This is a genomic window from Cohnella ginsengisoli (genome assembly GCF_029525555.1).
In the GTDB taxonomy this organism is placed as follows: domain Bacteria; phylum Bacillota; class Bacilli; order Paenibacillales; family Paenibacillaceae; genus Cohnella; species Cohnella ginsengisoli.
Genome location: NZ_JAPDHZ010000002.1, coordinates 1,063,529 through 1,084,975 on the forward strand (window position 1 = coordinate 1,063,529; position 21,447 = coordinate 1,084,975).

Annotated in this window: 18 protein-coding genes and 3 pseudogenes; 6 read left to right on the top strand and 15 right to left on the bottom strand. The window is 59.4% G+C overall.

The annotated features are described in order from the left end of the window. Positions 1-4 precede the first annotated feature (4 nt). The 6 genes and pseudogenes from OMP38_RS05265 to OMP38_RS05290 all read right to left on the bottom strand — a co-directional run bounded on the left by OMP38_RS05265 (position 5) and on the right by OMP38_RS05290 (position 7,274). A complete protein-coding gene (locus OMP38_RS05265) occupies positions 5-1,456 on the bottom strand; it encodes a spore germination protein (RefSeq protein ID WP_277564170.1) in 1,452 nt (483 codons plus the stop codon). Positions 1,457-1,650: 194 nt separating this feature from the next. Then, entirely contained in the window at positions 1,651-2,418 is a 768-nt protein-coding gene (locus tag OMP38_RS05270) for a TIM barrel protein (protein WP_277564171.1), read from the bottom strand. A 37-nt stretch (positions 2,419-2,455) separates the two neighbouring features. Beyond that, a pseudogene (locus tag OMP38_RS05275) lies at positions 2,456-3,275 on the bottom strand (phospholipase D family nuclease). A gap of 156 nt (positions 3,276-3,431) precedes the next feature. Continuing rightward, complete coding sequence (locus OMP38_RS05280) at positions 3,432-4,394, bottom strand: Ger(x)C family spore germination protein (RefSeq protein WP_477100067.1); 963 nt, start codon at positions 4,392-4,394, stop codon at positions 3,432-3,434. A gap of 306 nt (positions 4,395-4,700) precedes the next feature. Then, entirely contained in the window at positions 4,701-5,804 is a 1,104-nt protein-coding gene (locus tag OMP38_RS05285) for a GerAB/ArcD/ProY family transporter (RefSeq protein WP_277564173.1), read from the bottom strand. Between the two features lie 18 nt (positions 5,805-5,822). Further along, the gene (locus tag OMP38_RS05290) at positions 5,823-7,274 is read right to left on the bottom strand and encodes a spore germination protein (protein ID WP_277564174.1); all 1,452 of its coding nucleotides are present in this window, start codon (positions 7,272-7,274) and stop codon (positions 5,823-5,825) included. A 278-nt stretch (positions 7,275-7,552) separates the two neighbouring features. Between OMP38_RS05290 and OMP38_RS05295 the strand changes: the two genes are divergently transcribed. Genes OMP38_RS05295 through OMP38_RS05305 form a run of 3 tightly spaced genes read left to right on the top strand, consistent with a single transcriptional unit; the run spans position 7,553 to position 8,638 of the window. Further along, complete coding sequence (locus tag OMP38_RS05295) at positions 7,553-7,969, top strand: hypothetical protein (protein WP_277564175.1); 417 nt, start codon at positions 7,553-7,555, stop codon at positions 7,967-7,969. After that, a complete protein-coding gene (locus OMP38_RS05300) occupies positions 7,962-8,180 on the top strand; it encodes a hypothetical protein (protein WP_277564176.1) in 219 nt (72 codons plus the stop codon). Before OMP38_RS05295 ends, OMP38_RS05300 begins: the two co-directional genes overlap by 8 nt. Before the next feature lie 20 nt (positions 8,181-8,200). Continuing rightward, positions 8,201-8,638, top strand: a complete 438-nt coding sequence (locus tag OMP38_RS05305; protein ID WP_277564177.1) for a hypothetical protein — start codon at positions 8,201-8,203, stop codon at positions 8,636-8,638. 149 nt (positions 8,639-8,787) lie between these two features. Here the strand turns inward: OMP38_RS05305 and OMP38_RS35590 are convergent, their stop codons facing one another. The 8 genes and pseudogenes from OMP38_RS35590 to helD form a co-directional block, all read right to left on the bottom strand. After that, entirely contained in the window at positions 8,788-8,877 is a 90-nt protein-coding gene (locus tag OMP38_RS35590) for a hypothetical protein (protein WP_420869590.1), read from the bottom strand. 73 nt (positions 8,878-8,950) lie between these two features. Then, positions 8,951-9,559, bottom strand: a pseudogene (locus tag OMP38_RS05310) (SDR family NAD(P)-dependent oxidoreductase); the annotation flags it as partial. Then, on the bottom strand, positions 9,544-10,272 hold the full coding sequence (locus OMP38_RS05315) for an SDR family NAD(P)-dependent oxidoreductase (RefSeq protein ID WP_338130410.1): 729 nt from the start codon (positions 10,270-10,272) through the stop codon (positions 9,544-9,546). The pseudogene OMP38_RS05310 and the gene OMP38_RS05315, both read right to left, overlap by 16 nt. 78 nt (positions 10,273-10,350) lie before the next feature. Further along, positions 10,351-11,806 (bottom strand): annotated as a pseudogene (locus OMP38_RS05320) (CoA-acylating methylmalonate-semialdehyde dehydrogenase). Between the two features lie 18 nt (positions 11,807-11,824). Next, entirely contained in the window at positions 11,825-12,835 is a 1,011-nt protein-coding gene (gene iolC / locus OMP38_RS05325; RefSeq protein WP_277564179.1) for a 5-dehydro-2-deoxygluconokinase, read from the bottom strand. A gap of 121 nt (positions 12,836-12,956) precedes the next feature. Further along, on the bottom strand, positions 12,957-13,985 hold the full coding sequence (locus OMP38_RS05330; RefSeq protein ID WP_277564180.1) for a LacI family DNA-binding transcriptional regulator: 1,029 nt from the start codon (positions 13,983-13,985) through the stop codon (positions 12,957-12,959). A 275-nt stretch (positions 13,986-14,260) separates the two neighbouring features. Continuing rightward, the gene (gene recQ, locus OMP38_RS05335) at positions 14,261-16,111 is read right to left on the bottom strand and encodes a DNA helicase RecQ (RefSeq protein WP_277564181.1); all 1,851 of its coding nucleotides are present in this window, start codon (positions 16,109-16,111) and stop codon (positions 14,261-14,263) included. Positions 16,112-16,241: 130 nt separating this feature from the next. Beyond that, positions 16,242-18,494 carry an RNA polymerase recycling motor HelD gene (helD, locus tag OMP38_RS05340; RefSeq protein WP_338130472.1) on the bottom strand — a complete coding sequence of 751 codons (2,253 nt, stop codon included), beginning with the start codon at positions 18,492-18,494 and terminating at the stop codon, positions 16,242-16,244. On the opposite strand from helD, the gene OMP38_RS05345 reads away from it, so the two are divergent. Further along, positions 18,493-18,675, top strand: a complete 183-nt coding sequence (locus OMP38_RS05345; RefSeq protein ID WP_277564182.1) for a hypothetical protein — start codon at positions 18,493-18,495, stop codon at positions 18,673-18,675. The two genes, helD and OMP38_RS05345, sit on opposite strands and share 2 nt — an antisense overlap. A gap of 78 nt (positions 18,676-18,753) precedes the next feature. On the opposite strand, the gene OMP38_RS05350 is transcribed toward OMP38_RS05345, so the two are convergent. Continuing rightward, positions 18,754-19,989 carry a GIY-YIG nuclease family protein gene (locus tag OMP38_RS05350; RefSeq protein WP_277564183.1) on the bottom strand — a complete coding sequence of 412 codons (1,236 nt, stop codon included), beginning with the start codon at positions 19,987-19,989 and terminating at the stop codon, positions 18,754-18,756. A gap of 206 nt (positions 19,990-20,195) precedes the next feature. Here OMP38_RS05350 and OMP38_RS05355 point away from each other — a divergent pair, with 206 nt between their 5' ends. Together OMP38_RS05355 and OMP38_RS05360 are read left to right on the top strand one after the other, a co-directional pair. After that, positions 20,196-20,684, top strand: coding sequence for a sigma-70 family RNA polymerase sigma factor (locus OMP38_RS05355; protein ID WP_277564184.1), 489 nt, complete (start codon positions 20,196-20,198; stop codon positions 20,682-20,684). Beyond that, positions 20,668-21,414: a hypothetical protein gene (locus OMP38_RS05360; RefSeq protein ID WP_277564185.1), complete on the top strand. Its 747-nt coding sequence runs from the start codon at positions 20,668-20,670 to the stop codon at positions 21,412-21,414. Before OMP38_RS05355 ends, OMP38_RS05360 begins: the two co-directional genes overlap by 17 nt. Positions 21,415-21,447: the final 33 nt, after the last annotated feature.

Here is a 21,447-nt window from a genome sequence, read left to right on the forward strand (position 1 = left end):
TCCGCTACTTTTTGATTTTCGTACGCGTCTCGTTCGGCGATCGACTGAGGCTCGGTCGCTTCCTGAGCGCCCAGAACGGGCCTCTGACGAGCGTGTCGAGGATATCGATAAACTTCGCCGGAGCGATCGGCGTCAAGTACGACGTCCCGAGGTTGGTCACGCCCGCCATATGGACGACGAGGAACCCGATGCCGAATATCAGGCCCAAGTTGCCGAGTATGCCGGCCAGAACGATCAGTCCGAAGCGGATGAGCCGGATGGATGCGCTCATGATATAGCTCGGAATGACAAAGGAAGCGATCGCCGATATCGCGACCGCGATGATGAGAATATTGCTCGTAAACCCGGCTTGGACGGCGGCTTGACCGATGACGATACCGCCGACGATGCCGATCGTCTGCCCGATCTTCGTAGGCAGGCGCGCACCCGCTTCCCGCAGCAGCTCGATCGTCGTCTCCATGAGGAGCGCTTCGATGAGCGGAGGAAACGGCACCCTGCTCCTCGACTCGGCCAGATTGAGCAGCATCGTATGCGGGATCATCTCGTAGTGGAACGTCGTCACCGACACATAGAAGGCGGTAAAGCAGATCGTGATCATGAAGCCGATCAGCCGCAGGATGCGCAAAGCGGTGCCGATCGGCCACCGCTGGTAATAATCGTCCGGCGACGAGAAAAATTCGAGAAAAGCGGTCGGCGCCGAGAATACGCTCGGACTCCCGTCCAGAATGACGGCGATACGGCCGCCGAGCAGCTTCGAGACGACGGCGTCGGGGCGCTCGGTCGTGAGGTACTGCGGGAAGACGGAGTTCGGATTTTCGTCGATCAATTGTACGAGCATATTGGCATCCGCCACGCCGTCGATCTCGATCGCCCGAATCCGCTCGGATAACATCTGCACGAATTGTTCGTTGGCGAGGCCTTCTATGTACAAAAGGATAGCCCGGGTATTGGCGACCTCTCCGACCTCGAGCTCCACAGACTTCAGCTTCGGGCTGCGGATCCGTTTTCGGATGACGCCGAGATTTTCCTCCAGACTTTCGACAAATCCGTCATGCGGGCCGGTGATGATCGTCTCCGTCTCCGACTGTTCGACTTTCCTGCCGGTTGCCTTGGGCGCGTCGAAAAGATACACGTTCTGTCCCGCAAATACGGCTGCGGCTCCGTCCATGATGGACTTCAGGCATGATTTGATCTCTGTCGCGGCCCTGAAAGGCGCGCCGGACAGCAGCGCGTTCATTTGTTCGGGCGACGCTTGGGACAAGGGACGAATCAGGTCCCGCTGAAGGCAGTCCAGATCGACGAGCGTCGGAAAATAAATCAGATCGGCGCCGGTGCCTTCCAGCTTTTCATGGAGGCAATCCGCGCAGCCCTTCACCGACTCGGCGACGAGCGTTAGCGTAGGTTTCGTCTTTTCGGCCGCATGAGCTCCCTCGTCGTTGCCCTTACCGTCAGCCATCGTCTGCCTCCGTTCTCCGCTGGCATTCTCCTCCATTTTGCCCGGGCGGCCCCAGCGCCATACGCGGCATTCAGACGTCAGACGACCTGTAGCGCCCTACGACGGCCATCCATAACCGATCGGTCAGCATAAAAACGCCCCCGTTGGCTAGAATAGCCAAATTCGGGGGCGGTATGCGCCGCTGTAAACTTATGTTACCCGATACGGGCGATAACTTCCTCGTGGAATTGCTCGACCGCTTCGTCGGGATCGACCGTGAATCCGCATTCGAGTCCGATATAGCCTTCGAAGCCCGTCTCCTTGATCGCCCTTAAAATATTGACGTAGTTCAGCTCGCCGGTGCCCGGCTGATGGCGGCCGGGATTGTCCGCGATATGATAGTGGTTGATCCGGTGGCGGTACGCCGTCGCATTGCGAATGACGTTGCCTTCGGTGATTTGCTGATGATAGACGTCGAACACCAGCTTGACGTGGCTGCTGCCGACCTTGTCCACGATCTCCGCGCCCTCGTCGGAGCGCTGCAGATAGTGGCCTTTGTGATCGACCAGTCCGTTCAGCGGCTCGAGCTCCAGCACGATGTCCGCCGCCTCGAGCAGCGGCGCCGCCCGCTTCAGCGTCTCGACCATCGTGCGCTGCTGAATCTCGCGCGATACGCCGTCCAGCTCATTGCCGGTCTGCGAGATGATCGACCGGGTGCCCAGCGTCTTGCAGGCCTCGATCGTCCTGGCGATTCCGTCCAGATAATCGCCGCGCAGCGATTCGTCGACGAGACTGATGAACGGCGTACACGTCGCGATGATGCCGACGCCGATCCGCTCCTGGGCTCGCGCCGTGCGCTTCAGATCGTCGAGCTGCCACCAAGCGTAATACTCTAAACCGTGGAATCCGAGCGCCTTTACTTTTTCGAGGTGATAAATCTCGTCTTCTCCCGGATATGCGCCGATACATAACGAAAACTTCATGGCTAGCCCCCCCTGGATCTTGTGTTCGTCTATACGTTTAGCCCGCTGCCTTGCGGAATCCAGCCGCTTCGGCTTCCGCTTCCGTACAGAACCATTGCTCGGGCTTCGTACGCTCATAGCTTTTGCCGCCGGGCACGTGATAGAGCTTGTCCCCCCTTGGCATTGATATTGCCCTTGATCCGAGGCGATTCGCACGCCTTGACGGACGTCTCCGCGCCGTCCTTCTCCGCATCCGGCTGCTGCGCGGACGCTTCCTGCCCGTCTTGTGCCGGCGCATCGTCTTCGGCGATGGCCGCGGACAAGGTCTCGTAGCCTTCGCGATCGTTCCATGCGCGCTCGAACGCTTCCTCGAAAGAGGCGGCGGCCGTCTCGTCGCGCAGCACGACCAGCATCTCGTCGTTCGTCGTGCTCGCCGCCTTGGAATAGTTGAACGAGCCCGTCGTCGCGACTTGCCCGTCCGCCACCGTCATTTTCAGATGCATCAGTCCGCTGTGGCTGTTGATCTTGATCGGGATGCCAGCGCTGCCAAGCAGCTTCAGCGCTTCCTTCTGCGTCTTGCCCGATGCCTGAATCCGGTCCGTGAGCAGGCGTACGGCGACGCCGCGGCGATGGGCGTCGCGGATAGCCGCGACGATATCCGGGTAAGTAAGGCTGTAGACGGCGACGTCAAGCGTCTTCTTGGCCCCTTGAATGACGTCGATCAACAGCTTCTCCGGGTGCTGGTCGCCTTGCGTGAACGCCCATTGGACATTGCCCTCGCCGACCTGCGACGACGATGCGGTCGATGAAGATGTCGCGCATCCGCCGGCAGGCAGCAGCAGCAGCGCCGCGAGGAGGACGCTTGCTCCCCTGTTCATGCTGTCGTTTCCCCCGCTTCCCGCTTCTGGCTATCCCAATTGTATGCCAGACCGGCATTGCGGGCAATACGCGTTAAGGCTTCTTTTTCCACGGGGGGGTCCGACTTCTCACGCAGAAAACGGTTCAATCGGCCGGCTCCGTACGGTACGGCTGCGCTAAGGAAAAGCCCGATCAGCATCTCTCCGGTGAACAGCACTTGCGCATCCACTCCTAACGAAAATTATTCCCGCTCCGTCTCGTCTACGGTGCCGTTCATCCGGATGGTCACGGTCGCGTGCGGCCTGACTTCGCAGGCGGACAACAGATGTTTTCCCCTGATCCCAGTCGTTTTTCACCTTTTCCCAAGTTCGATGATGATTGTGCTTCAGCGCCTCGCCAAGCCCGAGCGCATCCTTGCCGATATCGCGCTGCACGACGCGGACCGCCTCCTCGATCATCGATTCGATCTCGGAGGCGGCATCCCGCTGAATCCGATCGACGACGGACTTCGTCAGCAGATCGATGGCGCCCGTCGTCTCGCGAACGGCGACGATGACGTTGACGGCTGCGTCGAACACAATATGCGACGGGTCGCGAACGTCCGCGCTTAGGCGGGTTCTGATCTCGTAGACGTTGAGCGAGATTTTCGCCCCGGCTGCCTGCAGCGTAAGCATTCCCCTCATTTTGTACCCGCGCAGAAAATTCATCCCCGAGGTTTGCCGCGCGTTCAGCGTCCCCCACTGGCGGTTCGTCTTGCCGTCGAAGATCGCGCTGCCGGACACGAGTACGGATTTGTTCGAAGTATCCAGCGACTGTACCGCATAGCTCGTTTCGTTCATCAGTCTTTCGTGAATATAACCGATTTGCGTAGCGGGAAGCTTTTCCAGGCTGCTCCTGTTGCCGGCTATTTTCTCGATATCGCTGGCCGGCAACCTTTCGTTCGGAGAGCTGGCATAGAGCGCTTCGGCGGCTTCGCCCTTGGCGACCAGAATCTTGATGGATCGCCTGACGCCGGCGCCCCGGATGAAAAAATCGAGCATGTCCGCGAACCCCGTTCCCCTGCGGGCGACCGAGTCCGAGACCAGAATCACCTTGAGATGATCGTAAAAAAGGCGGCCTGCTGAGCTTGTCGGTGGCATATTGGTGGAATGCGGACAAGCTCGTCGCCTTGCCGCACAGATTCGAGTAGCCGGCGCTTCCGTTCGAACCCCCTCCTTCGCCGCTCTTTCCGCCGGGCACGACGATCTGGTAGCAGATACGATAGTTTTGCGCACGCTGCGTTTCCGCTTCCGCTTCAGATTGCTCTTGCTCTTCTACAGGCTGCGCATCGATCGAAACGCCCGCCACGAAGCCCCGGTTGTTGATCTCCACGCGATCCCAGCAGCCCGTCACGGTCGCAAGCGCGATTGCCCCTGTTAGCATCAGCGCACACCGTCTCGACAGCGTCATAGGCGCCGCCCCCTTTTGAACCGCGCCACCGTCAGGAGGGCGATCGGAATCGCCACGGCGGTCCCGTAACCGATATAGCTGATGATCGTGCCAAGCTGCTTGTATTGAAGCATGTTCTCGGGCAGCATGTTGATGAAGTACGCGAGCGGACACAATAAAAGGATGCACCACCGCTTGTCGAGCTTGGACACGATCGATTGCAGGCAGGAGACACTGGTCTCCATCGCCATGCAGGTTGTATTGAAGATGGTCATGATCCAGACGGTGAAAAAGATCGACTCCAGCCGTTCGAAAAATTGGCCGGGCAGGCGAACCTCCTTCGCGATCTCGACGGTCGGAAACAAAATTTGCGCGGTCGCCTCCTTCGTAAAAATCGCGATCGAATATAAATAAGTGATCAAGCACAGGAAGACCGGAATGGCGATGCCGACCAGCATCGCCCTTTGGGTGCGGACGCCCGGCTTCAACAACGGCCCGTAAAACAGCAGCACCTCGAACCCAAGCAAGGCAAAGGTCGTGTCCTTCGTGCCCGAAGCGAGCTCGAGCGGCGGGGTCGTCATGAACGGCTTCAAATTGTCCAGATTCATCAGTTGGATGCCGAAGAGCAGGACGAGGGCGGAGATGAACAGCACGATCGGCAGAAACATCGTGTTCAGCCGGATCACGGCCGCCGTCGAACCCGAGACGGCGTAGACGACGACAAGCAAAAAGGCGACGGAAATAAACCCGATCGGGGTGTTTTCGAGCAAGTACATCCGGGATATCTTCGCGATCGATCGAACCTCGTAGGCGACATAAAGCAGAAAATAGACGCCGTAAATCGCCGATATGAGCACCGCGACGGGTTTGGCCGTGATGCGAGCCGTAAAGCGATGAAACGTATCGCCTTGAAATCGCTTCAGCAGACTGCAGATAACGAGCCCGCAGACGGAGGCGATCAAACCAGCCGTCACAATCGATACCCAGCCGTCGGATGCCTGAATATGCTTCGCGAGCATGCCCGGCAGCGTCAAAATGCCGATCCCGATCATGATCGACGAGACCGTCATCGATACTTCGCGAGCGCCGATCTGATCGTCTCCGTACTCGAATGTTTTCATGGAGAGCCGCCTTTTGCGTTATTTCAAACGATTTTTGTCCTTCGTTCGCATCATCTTCGGACGACCGTTCATCATGCTTAGCGGCGCTCGCAGTATGAGATCCTTCCAATCGCTCAGGAACGTCGGCGCGAAAGGCGTCGAATATGGAATGCCGAAGCTCTTGAGATTGGCGATATGAATATTCAACATGATGTAGGCGAGCACGATGCCGTACAGACCGAACAGCGCCGCCGACAGCATGACTAAAAAACGCAGCAGCCGAAGCGAAATGGCAAAGGTATAGGAAGGCAGGGAAAACGAGGAAATCGCCGTGATGGCGACGACGATAACCATGATCGGGCTCACGATGCCCGCCCTGACCGCCGCTTCCCCGATGACGAGCCCGCCCACGATGCCGATCGTCTGGCCGATCGGCTTGGGCAGCCTGATGCCCGCTTCCCGCAGCAGCTCAAGCGTCGCTTCCATGGCGAACGCCTCGACGACCGACGGGAACGGCACCCCTTCTCTCGAACCCGCGATCGAAAAGGCGAGCTCCGAAGGCAGCATGCCGTGATGAAATTCGGTGAGCGCGATGTAAAAGGCGGGCATAAACGTAGCGAGAAAAGCCGCGCCGAACCGCATAACGCGTATGGCGGTGGACACGATCCAATTCTGGTAATAATCCTCCGGCGAATGAAAAAAGGAAAAGATGGTCATCGGCAAAATAAGCTGGAACGGCGTATTGTCCACGATGACGCCGACTTTGCCCTGCAGCAGCGCCGCCGACAGTTTGTCGGGACGCTCGGTGCTCATGATCTGGGGAAAGGGAGACAGCTGATGGTCCGTCAGCCACTGCTCGACGAAGCCCGAGCCCGCCACCTCGTCCACGTCGATCGTATGAATTCTTCTGCGGACCTCCTGCAGCAGCTTGTCGTTGACGATGCCTTCGACATAAACGACGGCTACGTCCGTTCGCGAGCGCCTGCCGAGCTGGAACGTCTCGAAGCGCAAATTCGGATCGCGGAGCCGCCTTCGGACGAGCGCGGTATTGGTGCGGAAGTCTTCCGTAAAGCCGTCTCGCGGGCCGCGTATGAGCGCCTCGGTCTGCGGTTCCTCGACCGGTCTCGAATTCCAGAATTTCGTGCCGACGATTTGCGCGCAGTCGCTTGCCTCCGACATGACGGCGGAATCCCCGGATAAGATCCCGATCAGGACTTCATCCAGCAAGCCCGTCGTCCTGACTTCCTGGACAGGCAGCTTTGCCTTGTCCGCGTCAGAACCAATCAGCGCCTCGAGCAGATGCTCCTGAATGATGAGACGGCTGGACAGGCCGTCAATGCAGAAGACGGCATAACGGACGCCGCGCTTGGAACGATGTTCGCTGACGAGCAGATCCGACGCGTTGCCCAGCCTCGAACGGATTCGTGCTATGTTTTCGTCTAAGTCCGCGCTCAGCGTCGCCGGTGGAACCGCCGATTGCGACTCGCTCATGGATGCTCACCGCCCGAAGTCTGTTATGCGAATGGGATGTCGTGCCGAAGCGACCTTCGACGTGCCAAGTATATCCATCCGAATGAATTTTTACTCCGTTCTGGAAGGGACGCATAATTACTGTAATCTTTTGCAAAATAGTTCCATGAAAAAAGATCAGCGCTCGCCACCGGTATCCGTTCGTTCGCATGAGCATGCTTGGCATTACGTTCTCATCCGTCCCCCGGCCCCTCATGGTCGCCTGGTGGTCGGCGTCTTTTCCAGGCTTCGGGCATTTCATGATCAATCAATATGCGCGCGGCGTCCTGTTCACGCTGACGGAAATGCTCGTCAACAAGCTGTGCAGGCTGAACGAGGCGATCGTGTACACGTTCTGCGGGCGCTTCGAAGACGCTGCCGAGGTGCTCGACCCGAATTGGGCGTTCGGCTACGCGACGATTTATTTGTTTGCCGTTTGGGACAGCTATCGGGGCGCCAGGTCTCAGGGCTGCCTGCGTTCGTTGTCGGACGGCGGGGCGCCTATACGCCGCATGCTGATCCACCCGTTGGAGGTGCAGTATCTCGAGCGGAAAAATCCGCTGGCCGGCCTTTTTTTATTCGCTGCTGTTCCCGGGACTCGGTCAGCTGTACAATCAACGATTTGGCTTGGGCTTCTACTTAATGTTCTGGTGGTGGGTCTATATCGGAATGTCTAACGCGCTGGCGGCCAGCGTCGAGCTGCTTTACGGCTCGGCTGCCCGATCGACCGAAATGCTCTCGCAGCACTGGTTCATGTTCATGCCCTCCGTGATCGGAGGCGCTTCATACCAGGCCTACAGGGGAACGATCGAGCAAAATAAGCTGTTCCGCGAGGAACAGCGGGCGTATTTGAAAAAAACGTACGCTCAGGCTGAAATCTCTATTTGATGGGAGTCGGGGGTGAGAGGATGCTGTTGATCGGATGTTTTGCCCATTCGCTTGCGCTGGAGCAAGCGCTTGCCGATATCGAGCGGAGCGGAATCGAGCGCAAGCATATTTTGGCGGTGGTCATGAATCTGCGCTCGGACCCGGATCCGGAAGCCAAGCAAAGCGACGCCATCGAAATGGGCGCGGCCTGGGCGACGGCTTGCGCCGTCATCGGCGTAGCCGCCGGCTTCGGCCTTGCCTGGGGACCGATCGTGTGGGGGCTGATCGGCACCGCCGCCGGCTTCGGCGCCGGCTTTAGCCTTCATCGGATATGGCTGCGAGGCCCCGTAAGGTTCGGCTCCAAAACGAACGTCCCCGAAGTCACGGTCATCGTCCAATGCCCCGCCGCCCTGTCCCACGACGTCCGCCTTGCCATGTATCGTCGCGGCGCTCTTTCGGTCGGAGAAAGCGGAGGGTGAGCCTGTGCAAGCTGCGGGGACAATCCCGTCTCCTTTGATTAATGAGCCAGTCCTGCGCGTACTCGGCCATCCCCATGGCGGCGAGGTCAATGCCGTCCTCCCGTGCCGATTAAGTAACGTCGCCGAAGATGCTTCCTGCTCGCGGCGTATTAAATATTAAATCCGCCGGTAATATGAAGATCCGTCCCCGTGACTTGCGAAGACTCGTCCGCCAGCAAATAGATGACGCCGTAGGCCATATCTTCCACGGTTTGAAGCCGGCCGCTCGGCACTTCGGACTTTCCTCAGGGCTTCAAGGTCCTGTGCGCTGCTTCCGTCCTTTTCTACTCTGGCGACCTCGCCTTCGGTAGCCACCCAGCCCACCGTCACCCAGTTCGAGCGAATTCTTTGCGCCGCATAATTTCTGGCGATATGCTTGCTGAGCGTATGCATGGCGCCTTTGGCGCATCCGTAGGCAGCCAAGTCGTCCATGCCCCCGAACCCGTGGGTAGAGCCCATATGGACGATCGACCCGCCGCCCGACTTCAGCATGTGTTCGATCGCGAACCTGGAGCAGAAAAAAGCGCTTTTCATGTTCACGTCGAACACCTGGTCAAACAAAGCATCGTCCGTCTCCAGCAGCGTCGCCCGGGGAAACCAGCCGGCATTATTGACAAGCCCGTCTATCCTTCCGAATCGGTTGACCGTGCGATCGATGAATATCCGGCATGCTTCCGTTTCCGCGATATCCCCCTGCACGAAGCAGATTCGATCGCCGTATTCGGCCGACAGGCGCGAAGCCAGCGCTTCGCCTTCGGACGCGCTCCTTCCGCCGAACGCCACCTTTGCCCCTTCCCGAACCGCCATCTCTACGATCCCTTTGCCGATTCCCTTCGTACCGCCGGTGACGGCAATCACCTTGTCTTTCAGTCTTCCTTCCATATGAAACGCTCCTCTCTTATCGGGCCAAATATCCCCCCGTCGACGGGTATAACCGCCCCCGTAATATAGTTGGAAGCCTCCGAGGACAAAAACACGGCGATGCCCGACAGGTCCTCCGGCGTGCCCCAACGGCCAGCCGGAATTCTCGCCGTAATGGCAGGATAACGTACCGAATCCTCATGCAGATCCTTATTCATGCTGGTGTCCATGTATCCGGGAGCGATCGCGTTCACCTGAATGCCCTGGCCGGCCCATTCGTTCGACAGCGACTTGGTTAACTGCGCGACGCCGCCTTTGCTCGCCGCATAGGCAGTCGCGTTGAAGCCGCCGATGAAACTGAGCATGGACGCCATATTGATGATCTTGCCCCCGCCCCTCTTCAACATAACCTCGCCGGCATATTTGCACAACTGAAAAACTGCAGAGAGGTTAAGCTCTAATACCCGATCCCACGCCTCCAGCGGCAAGTCCAGGCACGACCGGCGATCGTGCATGCCTGCGTTGTTGATCAAGATGTCAAGCCGGCCTCCGAGCAACTCCACGGCATCCCTGAACGAGCGCAACAAATCTTCGCTATCCGACAAGTCGCCCCTCACGGCAAAAGCTGTCGGCCCGCTTGCGCCCAACTTGAGCGCGGCCTCCGTCGCTTCGTCGCTCACGTCCAATATCACCACTTCGGCCCCGGCATCGTGCAGACCTTTTGGCCATCCCATAACCCAAACCGCGGCTAGCGCCTGTGACGATCGCCTTTTTCCCTTTCAAGTCAAACATGGTGTGCATCCTCCGCCTCGTTAATACCGCGCGACGACCATCTTTTTGCGCGTATAGAACGCCACGCCGTCTTTGCCGTTGGCATGCAAATCGCCGTAGAACGACTTTTTGTAGCCGGAAAATGGGAAGAAGGCCATGGGCGCCGGTACCCCCACATTGACCCCCAGCATTCCCGCTTCCATCGTCTCGCGGAACTGACGGATCGATCTGGCATCGTACGTATAAATGCATCCTCCGTTGGCAAAATCAGACGCGTTGGCCAGCTCGATCGCTTCCTCAAGCGTGGGCGCGCGAACGATTTGAAGGACAGGAGCGAATATTTCATCGTTCCATATCTTCATCCCTTTGCGGGCATGGTCGAAAATCGTCGGCCCCAGAAAATACCCCGACTGTCCGCTCGCTGTATGCGCCCTGCCGTCCAGGACGAGCGTCGCTCCTTCGCGCACGCCTTCTTCGATATATTGAACGGTGCGCTTTTTGTGTGCTTCGCGGATGACGGGCCCGAGAAACGTTCCCTTGTTCCTGCCGTCGCCGACAGTCAAGTTGCGTGCCGCCTCCGCCAGCTTCTCCACAAGCTCGTCGGCAATGCTCCCCACCGCTACGACGACCGAGCAGGCCATACAGCGTTCTCCCGCCGAGCCGAAGGCAGCGCCGATGATTTCTTTTACCGCCAGCTCCATATCCGCATCGGGCATGACGATGGAATGATTTTTGGCTCCCCCCGAGCGCCTGGACCCTTTTCCCATGGGCGGCGGCCGTCCTGTATACATACTCCGCTACCGGCTGGGAGCCGACGAACGAGATGGCGGCGACGTCCGGATGCGCCAGCAAGCCGTTGACCACGTCATGGGCGCCGTGCACGATATTGAGTACGCCGTCCGGCAGTCCCGCTTCTCCGAACAGCTCCGCCAAGCGATTCGCCAGCAGCGGCGTTCGTTCCGAAGGCTTAAGCACGACCGTATTGCCGCAAGCGATCGCCAGCGGGAACATCCAGCAGGGCACCATCATCGGAAAGTTGAACGGCGTAATGCCGCCGACCACGCCGATCGGATAATGATACATCGCGGATTCGATATTGGTGGCGATATCCGGCAGATGACTGCCCATCATCAAGGTCGGCACCCCGGCCGCGAACTCCACGCACTCGATGCCGCGCTGCACTTCGCCGTAAGCTTCGGCATAGCTCTTGCCATTCTCCAGCGTGATGAGCTTGGCCAGTTCGTCACAACGGTCGACGAGAAGCTGCTGATATTTGAACAGAATCCGCGCTCTCTTGGGAACGGCGACCTTGCTCCATTCTTTGAACGCCTTGCTTGCCGCTCGCACAGCCTGATCCAGTTCGTCCTTGGTGGACAAGGGGACCCGAGCCACTTCTTCTCCGGTCGCCGGATTCGGAACGGGGTCCGATTGCGCCGATGTCGAGACCGTCCATTGACCCCCGATATAATTAGGTACCGTCGTTATAAAAGCTGTCATATCGATTCCTCCTATGCGTTACCCGATCAGCTGATTAGATGTCCATCGATCGATTTTCTCCTGGATCTGGTCCGCCGTGGGCATGGCATCGGAGCAACTGTGGCTGGATACGACGATAGACGCCGAAGCCGCGCCGAACGTCTGGGCTTTTTCAATTTCCCAACCTTGCATAATGCCGTATATAAAGGCGCCGGCGAAGGCGTCCCCCGCGCCAAAGGTTTTGACGACCTCGGCGGGAAAGGTGCTGCCGCGGAAAATGTTGCCGCTGCGGTCATAAGCCTTGGACCCGTCGCCGCCTCTTTTAACGACAATCAGTTGTGCTTTATGTTTCAGCCAGTGACCTGCCGTCCAGTCGTCGTCTTGCTTGAGGGGGTGTCCCATAGCCAATTCGAGTAAGTCGAATTCCTCTCGTCCTCCGATGATGCAGTCGCATTTCTCGGCTGCCAGCTTGGCATAAATGCCGGCTTCAAGCGCCGAGGTCCAGGTATAGGGACGGTAGTCGATATCGAAGAAAGTGACGACATCATGCTTGGACGCGTATTCCAACGCCATGAACACCGCTTCCCTTGAAGGACTTTTCGCCAGCGCCGTGCCTGATATGAGCAGCGCTTTAGCCTTGCTCATATAGCCTTCGTCAAGATCCGCCGGAGACAGCTTCAAGTCGGCGACGTTATCCCGGTACATGAGAATACTGCAATCCGTAGGAGACTTGATCTCCGTGAATGCCAGTCCGGTAACGGCCCCTTCGCGATCAACCGCAACGCACCCGGTATCTATGCCAGCTTGCAGCAAGTATTGGACGATATATCGTCCGAAGGCATCGTCCGACACTTTGCCGATAAACCCTGCGCTCAATCCGAGCCTGGCAGCTGCCACGGTAATATTCGCGGGAGAGCCGCCCACATACTTGGTAAAGGTCAATGTCTCCTCCATCGGACGATGAATTTCGTTCGCATTGAGGTCGATGCAAAGCCGTCCTAATCCGATTAGATCCAGAGGACGATCCTGCTTGAAGTTCAGGATTCCCAACACATAGTCTCCCTTCATGCGATTATCTAATCGATTAGATTTAGTTTTAAATACATCTAATCGATTAGATATCATTACTATAAATGTTGCTGAAGGCGTTGTAAACCATTATTTTTCCAATTCACGCCCCCCTTCCTCCGCAAGTCCTCCGTACGATCAGCTCCACCGGCAGGACGATTCGATTTGTCGGCTTAACATCGACCTCTCGGTCTGGCTTTTTTAACTTCTCCAGCAATATCAGCGTCGCCCTTTTGCCTAACTCATATCTAGGAATACGGACCGTAGTCAGCTGAATCTGCCTCGAATTCGCGATAAAAAGATCGTCAAAGCCGACGACGGCCAGATCGTCGGGTACGCGCAATCTTAAATCATAGGCAGCATCGATGACGCCGATCGCGCCTACATCGTTGATATTTATAATGGCCGTCGGCCGCTTGGACGCCTCCAGCTCCATTAATGTCCGCGTTGCGAGATAGCTGGGCTCATAACGCGCTTCTCCTGATATAAGCCATTCCGGTTCGATCGCAAATCCCGCTTGGCGCATGGCGAAGACATAGCCTTCTCGCCTTAAACGGGTGATCTCGGAGCCCTCCACCCCGCCCATAAACGCAACTTTGCGGTGGCCAAGTCCCAAGAGGTGGTTCGTAGCCGCCACCGCACCGTTAAAGTTGTCGGACACCACGCTGTCCATATCAAGCCCAGGAAGCTCTCTATGCGCAAAAACGACGGGCAAAGCATAATCTTTTAATTCTTGGAGTACGGTCCTGTCCTTTTCCAGCGCGGTCGTAATAATCATGCCGTCCGTCTTGCCTTCGCGCAGCAGCCTGAGCGCATCCGCCAGACGTTGTCCATCTTCATTGGTGTTAATAATGTTGACCAAGTAACCCGCTTCCTGCGCCGCCTCTTCGCAAGCCTTGGCGATGTCCGGATAAAAGGGATTCGTAATATCGGCTACGACAAGACTTAAGGTCTGGCTTCGCCTTACGCGCAATCCTCTAGCTACCGCATTAGGCACATAGTCCAGCTCGCGGATCGCTTGCAGAATCCGTTCCTTTTTCTCGGGACTAACATAACGCGTATTGTTCAACACATAGGAGACGGTAGCAACCGACACTTTGGCGTGACTCGCAATATCTTTAATCGTGGTCATGAATTTAGTTCCCTGTCGTTTATTTTTTTGTCAGTCGCGTGTTAACGGCTAATCATAACTATGTCATGTTCTGCGTCATTTCACAATGCTAAAAGAAACCGCACCCGAATGAATCCGAGTGCGGTTCTGGTCTTTCATTTTGAAGCCGATTATAGCCGGGAAAGACCTTGCTTGTCTACGAGATTGCTCTTCTTTGTGCATAGTTCTTCTTTGTGCATGGTTCTTCTTTGTGCAGCGTTCTCTTTATGCGAAGCCCTTCTCTGCCCATCGCCTTCTCAGCCTTCCGCGTAAGCCCGAATCGCCTCCGCGAAAGCCTCGCCGTACTTCTCGAGCTTCGCGTCGCCCACGCCTTTGACGCGGCGCATCTCGTGCTCCGACGTGGGACGCAGCGCGCACATCTCCCGCAGCGTGGCGTCGCCGAAGATGATGAACGGCGGCACGCCTTCGCGCGTCGCGAGCGCCTTGCGGACCTCCCGGAGCCGCTCGAACAGCTCGGCGTCCGCCGGCGGCAAGGCCGACGCGCCGCCGCCCGCGCGCGAGCGGCTGCCCGTCCGCCCGCCGCTCTGTTGCGGCTCGATCCGCTGGAACACCTGCTCGCCCTCGCTCATGACGCCGCGGACCTTGGCCGCCAGCTGGACCACCGGATACTGGCTGTCCGTCAGCTTCAGATAGCCGTCGGCGACAAGCCCGTGGATCAGCTGCACGATTTCCTTTTCCGACAGGCTCCCGAGCCTGCCGTACCAAGGCAAGCTGTCGAACCCGAACTGCCGCACCTTGGCGTCGCTCGCGCCGCGCAGCACCTTGGCCGTCAGCGTGATGCCGAAGCGCTGCTTCATCGCCGATACGCAGGCGAACACCAGCTTCGCCTGCTCGGTGACGTCGCGCAGCTCGCGCTCGTCGGTACAGCTGCTGCATCTGCCGCAAGGCTCGCCGCCGTCCTGGCCGAAGTACCGCACGATCGACCGCTGCAGGCAATCCGACGTATGCGCGTATTCCACCATATCGTTCAGCAGCCGGTAGTCGTTCCGCTTGCGCTCTTCGTCCGCTTCGCTGCGCTCGATAAAAAACTTCTGCGTCACGACGTCCTGCGCGGAAAACAGCATGACGCACTCCCCGGGTTCGCCGTCGCGTCCCGCGCGTCCGGCTTCCTGGTAGTAGGCTTCCAGGTTTTTCGGCATATTGAAATGCACGACGTAGCGCACGTTGGACTTGTCGATGCCCATGCCGAACGCGTTGGTCGCCACGATCAGCTGCAGATCGTCGCGGATGAACGCCTCCTGGGTCCGCGCGCGTTCCTCCTCAGGCAGGCCCGCATGATACATGCCGGCCGGAAGTCCCAGCGAGGTCAGGAAGCCGGCGAGTCCCTCGACCTCCCGCCGCGTCGCCGCGTAGACGATGCCGGACTGCCCGGCACGCTCCCGGATGTAGCGGACGAGATAGTCCCGCTTGTCCGCGTTTTTGACGACGGAGAGCGACAGGTTCTCCCGTGCGTAGCCCGTGGTGACGCGGGCCGGCGAAGCCAGCTTGAGACGTTCGACGATGTCGTCCTTGACGACGTCGGTCGCCGTCGCCGTGAAGGCGGCCATCACCGGACGCGGCTCGATATCCTGCAGCATGCGGGAGATCCCCATATAGCTCGGACGGAAGTCGTGCCCCCACTGCGAGACGCAGTGCGCCTCGTCGACGGCGACGAGCGGCACCTTGATGTGGCGCAGCATCCCGCGGAAGCGCTCCGACTCAAGCCGCTCGGGCGCGACGTACACGAGCTTGTAGTGTCCATAGTAAATATCCCGCAGCCGATCGTTCGTCTCCTTCGCCGAAAGCGTGCTGTTGATGAGCGTCGCCTCGATGCCCGCCGCGTTCAAAGCATCCACCTGGTCCTTCATGAGCGAGATCAACGGCGATACGACGATCGTCACGCCGGGCAGCAGGAGCGCCGGCACTTGATAGCAGATCGACTTGCCCGCGCCGGTCGGCATGACGCCGAGCGCGTCCCGGCCGCTCAAGATCGCTTCGATCAGCTCCTCCTGTCCGCGCCGAAACGCGTCGTAGCCGAAGAAGCGCTTCAGCACGCTGCGCGCCTCCCCCATCGACCGGTCGATGTCCTTCTCTATCGTATCAGGCATGTTGGTTCCTCCTCGTAATTCCGCGCGGAAGACTGCCGCGATGCAATCTCCGCAAAAACGCCTCGTCCGACGCGCCGCTATAGGACATACGGCGATAATCGGCACCGACGCTCGCTTACCGGCCTACCGTCTAAACTAGATAAGGCGACAGCTCGCCCGTATAGTAAATATGGAGCACATGGAGCGCCCGCGTGCTCACCGTATAAAGCAGCTTGCGGTGTCGTTCCTGTCCGTACCGCTCCGCCGAAGCGTCCCAGACGAGGACCGCGTCGAACTCGATGCCTTTTGACAAATACGAGGGCAGTACCGAAACGCCCTTGGGCAGGTTGGCCGAGCCGCCGCTGACGAGCGTCACCGGCACGTCTTCGCCGAGCTGCTCCTTCAGCAGCGAGCCGGCGTCGCCGGCTTCCTGCGCCGTCTTGGCGATGACGCCGATCGTGGCGTGACCCGCCGCGAGCAGCGCCGTAACGTCCGCCGCCGCCAGCTCCGCGAGGTGCGCACCGTCCCTGCAGCGGATCAGGCAGGGCTCTTCGCCCTCGCGGTTGAACGGACGGATCCCTTCGGCATCCTCGGTCCGCAAAATCCGCTTCGACAGCTCGACGATCGGCTTCGTGGACCGATAGCTCGTCGTGAGCCGCCATACGGCCGTGTCGGACGGATCGGCGAGTCGCGTCCAGCCCCCGAAGCCGCCGCTGTCCTCTGCCTGCGCGTAGATCGCCTGGTTAAAATCGCCCAGCACCGTCATCCGGGCGCGGGGAAACCTGCGTCGCAGGAACGCCGCCTGAAACGGCGAATAATCCTGCGCCTCGTCGACGAACAGATGCTTCACCTCGCCTTCGACCTTGCGGAAGCCTTCGAGCGCCTCCATTAGATAGAGCAGCGGCGTCGCGTCCTCGTGATCCAGCTCCTTGCGGCCGAGCTTGTCCTCGACGCGCTGGGCCATCCAATCCCAGCCTTCCGGCAAGCGCCCGTCCGGCGCGCAGGCGGCGAACAACGATCGGCTGACGAACAACTGCTTGTAGGTGGCCGCAGCGTCCATGAACCGGAAACCCTTGACCGCCCGGCGCAGTGGCCCGATCGCATTTTCCGCCGCTTGCCGCAGCAACAGCTCCGTCATCTTGTCCTCGTCGTCGAACGCGCCCTCATGGAAGCCGCCCTGCCGCCTCACGCTCACGTAAGCCCGCTGAATATCCTCTTCCTCCATCAGCTCGGCGGCCTGTTCGACCCAAGGCTCCTTGAGCTGCGCGTCCACCCAAGCGGTCAGCCGCCCGTTCAGCCATCGGCGCAGCTTGGCCAGCCGGTCGCCGAAGCTGTCCTCCCCGTATTCGACGTAGAACTGGCTGCTCATCTCTTCGGCGGACACGATCGTATCGCCCTTGAAGCGGAGCTGCCTGAAGACGACGCCTTCCCGCTTGAGGCGGTCCAAATACGCCGCAACCGTCTCGAAAAAATGCTCCGAGCCCTTGTACCGTACCGCGCGCGCCCGGGCTTCGCCCTCCGGCGTGCCCTCCGTCGCCGCAAGATCCTCGGTCTGCGCGAACAGGTCCTCCGCGTCGAAGCGTCTGCCGAGCCGCGCCTCGATCAGCTCGCGGAACGTCATCTGGCGCATGTTGGCTTCGCCCAGATCCGGCAGGACGCGGGAGATGTAGCCCTTGAACACCGGATTAGGCGAAAAGAGCACGATCTGCTCGGCCGTCAGGCTGTCCCGGTAGCGGTAAAGCAAATAGGCGACGCGCTGCAGCGCGGCTGAAGTCTTGCCGCTGCCCGCCGCGCCTTGAACGACGATCAGGCGGTGGCGCTCGTCGCGGATGATTCGGTTCTGCTCCTTCTGGATCGTGGCGACGATGCTCTTCATCGCCGTGTCGGATTTTTCGGACAGCACCGCCTGAAGGATATCGTCTCCGATCGTCTCGTCCGTGTCGAACATATGCTTCAGCCGGCCGCCGCGAATGACGAACTGGCGCTTGAGCGTCAGCTCGCCCGCGATCTCTCCGCCCGGCGTCTCGTAGGACGCGGGACCCGGCTCGTGATCGTAAAACAGGCTCGAAACCGGCGCGCGCCAGTCATAAATATAGAACGTCTCTCCGTCTTCGCCGACGAGAGACGCTCTGCCGATATAGATGACCTCCGGCTCTGCAGTCTCGCTCGCAGCGCCTCCGGCGGCTCCCGCTGCCGGATCGGTCATTTCAGCGAAGTCGATCCGCGCGAAATAGGGATTGTCGTGCTGACGCGCCAGCCGTTCGGCAGCTTCGGAAGCGACCCTGTGGCTCCGCTCGCGCTCCGCCAGCAGCTCGGCCTGCTGTACGATGCTGCTCCACGTCTCTCCGAGCTCCGTCTCGTCCGAGAAGTTGATCGCCAGATCGTCCCAGAATTCCTGGCGAATGCCGACGACGTCCCCCCCGCCGCTCGCCCTGCACGGACATTTCCTTCAGCAGCTTGCGGTCAATGACCCTGATCACCTCGGCGAGGCGCTCGGTCTCGCCGGTCCGTGCATCCGTCCGTTCCTGTTCAGACACCTGTCTTCTCCTCCGCATCGCATTCGTATCGTTATCCACTTGTTGTAACATGACCTAAAGTCCCGTGCAAGTAAGCCTATTCGCGGAAAAAATGCAAATCGCACGAACGGCGGACCGTCGTGCGATTCAAGCTTTAGAGCGCTTCGTCTCCTCGAGATTGCGCCGGCACAGCCCGAGCAGGTCCCGCTTCATGCCGCGCTGCGGCACGGTGATCCGCACCGCAGGCTGGCCCCGTCGCCGGAGCGCGGCGCGCAGCAAGCGGGCGTCTCCGATCTCGCTCGCGATGATCTCGTCGGGACGCGACAGCGTCTTGTACCGTTCCATCAGGAAGCGGTCGCATGCCGCCGCCCCCTCTTCCCCGCGCGACCAGGGGATGCATTCGAGACGGTGCAGCATCCCTTCGTGCAGTTGCGCGATGCAGACGTCGGTGTCGCCGAAGTAGACGGCCTCCTGCGTGCCGTCAGTCTCCGTATCGACGATCTGCCGCTCCGGCGTGCGCTCGAGGATCCGGATATGGCGCAGCATATGCTCCGCCTTCTCGAAGGCGAGCCGCTCCGCGTACGCTTCCATCTGGCCGTACATCGCGCCGACGAGCCGCTCGCCGCCGCCGGCCAGCAGCCTGGCCGCCGCCCGCGCCGTCTCGCGATACTCCTCGTGCGAGATATGGCCGGCACAGACGCCGCTGCACTTGCCCAAGTGATACTCGAGGCATGCCCGCTTGGGCAGCGTAGCGCAAGTACGGAGCTTGTAATGCTCCGTAACGAAGGCGATGACCGCCTCGCGGAACCGGCTGCTGACGAAGGGCCCGAACCGCTCGGCGGGCGGGTCCTCCGCGGAGAGAGCGGGAGATGGCTGTTGTCGCTTGGACAGGCTTGGCGCTGCGTCCCGCGCCTCCTTGCCGGCCGCCGCCTCTGCCCGAACGAGGCCAAGCCCGCCGACCTCCGCCGGGCCCCCCGACCTTCGCGCGAAGGCCGCCTCGCCGGTCTCCTCGCGCACCGCGCGCCTGTCGCGATAATGCGCGATCAGTCTCGGCAAAGGCTCCCGGGTCAGCTGCAAGTACGCGTATCCGCTGTTGTCCTTTTTCAGCGCGCGGTTGTACGGAGGCTTGTGGATCTTGATGAGATTGTTCTCCAGGACCAGGCTCTCGTGCTCGTTGTTCACGACGATGAAGCCGATCTCGGCGATCTCCGCGGTCAGGGCGGGAATCCGCCTGCGCTTGTCGGCCCCGTTGAAATAGGCGCGCAGCCTGTCGCGGATGCACTTGGACTTGCCGACGTACAGAATCCTGCCTTCGTTATTCTTCATGATGTATACGCCCGGCTGCTCCGGGTATCTGGCGGGTTCGAATAAGAATGCGGGCAATTTCGTTTTCCTCCCGAACATACATTCTATCTATTAGTCTAGCAAGTCGAACGGTTTAACGCAATTACGTAAAACTCCCGATTATTTCCTTAAAAGAGTGAACCGATTGCCCGATTCGCTTGTCTATATGCCGAGGTGATCATTCGTGGACAAAGAAGACCTGGCATACCGGGTCAACCCGGACCCGGCCATGTTGGGGGGAACTGATGGACCGGTACGGGCAGGATGTATGGAACTACGCTTACTTTATCGTCAAGCATCGCGCGATGGCCGACGATATCGCCCAGGATACGTTTATTCAGGCATATCGCCATTTCTCCGGCTTCCGGCAAGAAGCGTCTGTAAAAACCTGGCTGCTGCGGATCGCGCGCAACGTCAGCTTCAACTACCGCAACGCCGCGTTTTTCCGCAAAGCATTGCTCATGGATATCGTCTCGCCGCGGCATCCCGGGCGGTCTGCGGAGCAGGATTATCTGGAGCGCGAGGCCGCGAGCGAGATCTGGCGGTGCGTGCTAGACCTACCCATGAAGCTTCGGGAGACGCTGGTGCTGCATGCGAAATACGAGCTGTCCGTCTCGGAGATCGCCGACCTGCAGCGGATTCCGGAAGGGACCGTCAAATCGCGATTGTTCGCGGCAAGGCGTCGCATGGCGTTTCTATTAAAGGAGGATTACGGATATGATCAAGCCTATTAATCCGCAATGGTACGATGAGCTTAAGGGCGAGCCGCTGAAGGAAAGCAACTTTACGGATGCGCTTGCTGCCCGCATTATGGAAGGGGCGAACTTGCCAGAAAGCCGCAGACCGACATACCGCCGCATCGTGGCTGCGAGTCTGGCTGCCGCGGTTGTCGCATCGTGCGCGATCTTTTATGCGGGGCTCTCCGACTCTCAGTCCCATGTAATCGGAGACGCCCCCGGAACGAACGCGATCAGCTCGGCTATAGGCACGTCGGACGGCCCGATCAAAGTCAAGTTCGGCTCCGGCATCTTAACCGACGGCCGTACCGAAGCGGAGGCATTCGATGAAGATCACCGCCGCGACCTGACGTGGGTCCAGCCAGACGAACATGCCAAGCTCCAGTTCTGGTCGGTTCGCTACGCGGATGACGCCTACAAATTCGGCGCCGACTACTATGACAAGGAAACCGGTTCCGAGGAATGGAACCTCCGGGCTTCCGCCAACTTCACGGATACCGCAGAGGAGTCCCGTCTTTCAAAAGCCGGATTGTCCGCGCACACCTTTGAACTCGAAGGATTTACCGTGATCGCGGGCCAATTCGGCGACGACATTTCTTCAGCAAGCCTTAAAAAAAGGGGACGGAACGCTGACGAATGCCGATATTACGCAAAACGCGGACGGCCGGTTCTGGTACGCGATCGTCGACGGCAGCCCGGAAGACTATATCCTGCAGACGCTCGATAAAAACGGGGGAGCTGCATACTGTCGCAGTGCCCT

Coding starts and splice junctions, on each gene's coding strand:
- OMP38_RS05330 (WP_277564180.1), bottom strand. CDS start 13,985: ATGACCACGATTAAAGATATTGCGAGTCACGCCAAAGTGTCGGTTGCT.
- OMP38_RS05270 (WP_277564171.1), bottom strand. CDS start 2,418: ATGAAGTTTTCGTTATGTATCGGCGCATATCCGGGAGAAGACGAGATT.
- recQ (WP_277564181.1), bottom strand. CDS start 16,111: ATGCCTGATACGATAGAGAAGGACATCGACCGGTCGATGGGGGAGGCG.
- OMP38_RS05285 (WP_277564173.1), bottom strand. CDS start 5,804: ATGAAAACATTCGAGTACGGAGACGATCAGATCGGCGCTCGCGAAGTA.
- OMP38_RS05355 (WP_277564184.1), top strand. CDS start 20,196: ATGGACCGGTACGGGCAGGATGTATGGAACTACGCTTACTTTATCGTC.
- OMP38_RS05345 (WP_277564182.1), top strand. CDS start 18,493: ATGCCGACGACGTCCCCCCCGCCGCTCGCCCTGCACGGACATTTCCTT.
- OMP38_RS05315 (WP_338130410.1), bottom strand. CDS start 10,272: ATGGGATGGCCAAAAGGTCTGCACGATGCCGGGGCCGAAGTGGTGATA.
- OMP38_RS05360 (WP_277564185.1), top strand. CDS start 20,668: ATGATCAAGCCTATTAATCCGCAATGGTACGATGAGCTTAAGGGCGAG.
- OMP38_RS05305 (WP_277564177.1), top strand. CDS start 8,201: ATGCTGTTGATCGGATGTTTTGCCCATTCGCTTGCGCTGGAGCAAGCG.
- OMP38_RS05290 (WP_277564174.1), bottom strand. CDS start 7,274: ATGAGCGAGTCGCAATCGGCGGTTCCACCGGCGACGCTGAGCGCGGAC.
- OMP38_RS05265 (WP_277564170.1), bottom strand. CDS start 1,456: ATGGCTGACGGTAAGGGCAACGACGAGGGAGCTCATGCGGCCGAAAAG.
- OMP38_RS05295 (WP_277564175.1), top strand. CDS start 7,553: ATGATCAATCAATATGCGCGCGGCGTCCTGTTCACGCTGACGGAAATG.
- OMP38_RS05280 (WP_477100067.1), bottom strand. CDS start 4,394: ATGCCACCGACAAGCTCAGCAGGCCGCCTTTTTTACGATCATCTCAAG.
- OMP38_RS35590 (WP_420869590.1), bottom strand. CDS start 8,877: ATGGCCTACGGCGTCATCTATTTGCTGGCGGACGAGTCTTCGCAAGTC.
- OMP38_RS05300 (WP_277564176.1), top strand. CDS start 7,962: ATGTCTAACGCGCTGGCGGCCAGCGTCGAGCTGCTTTACGGCTCGGCT.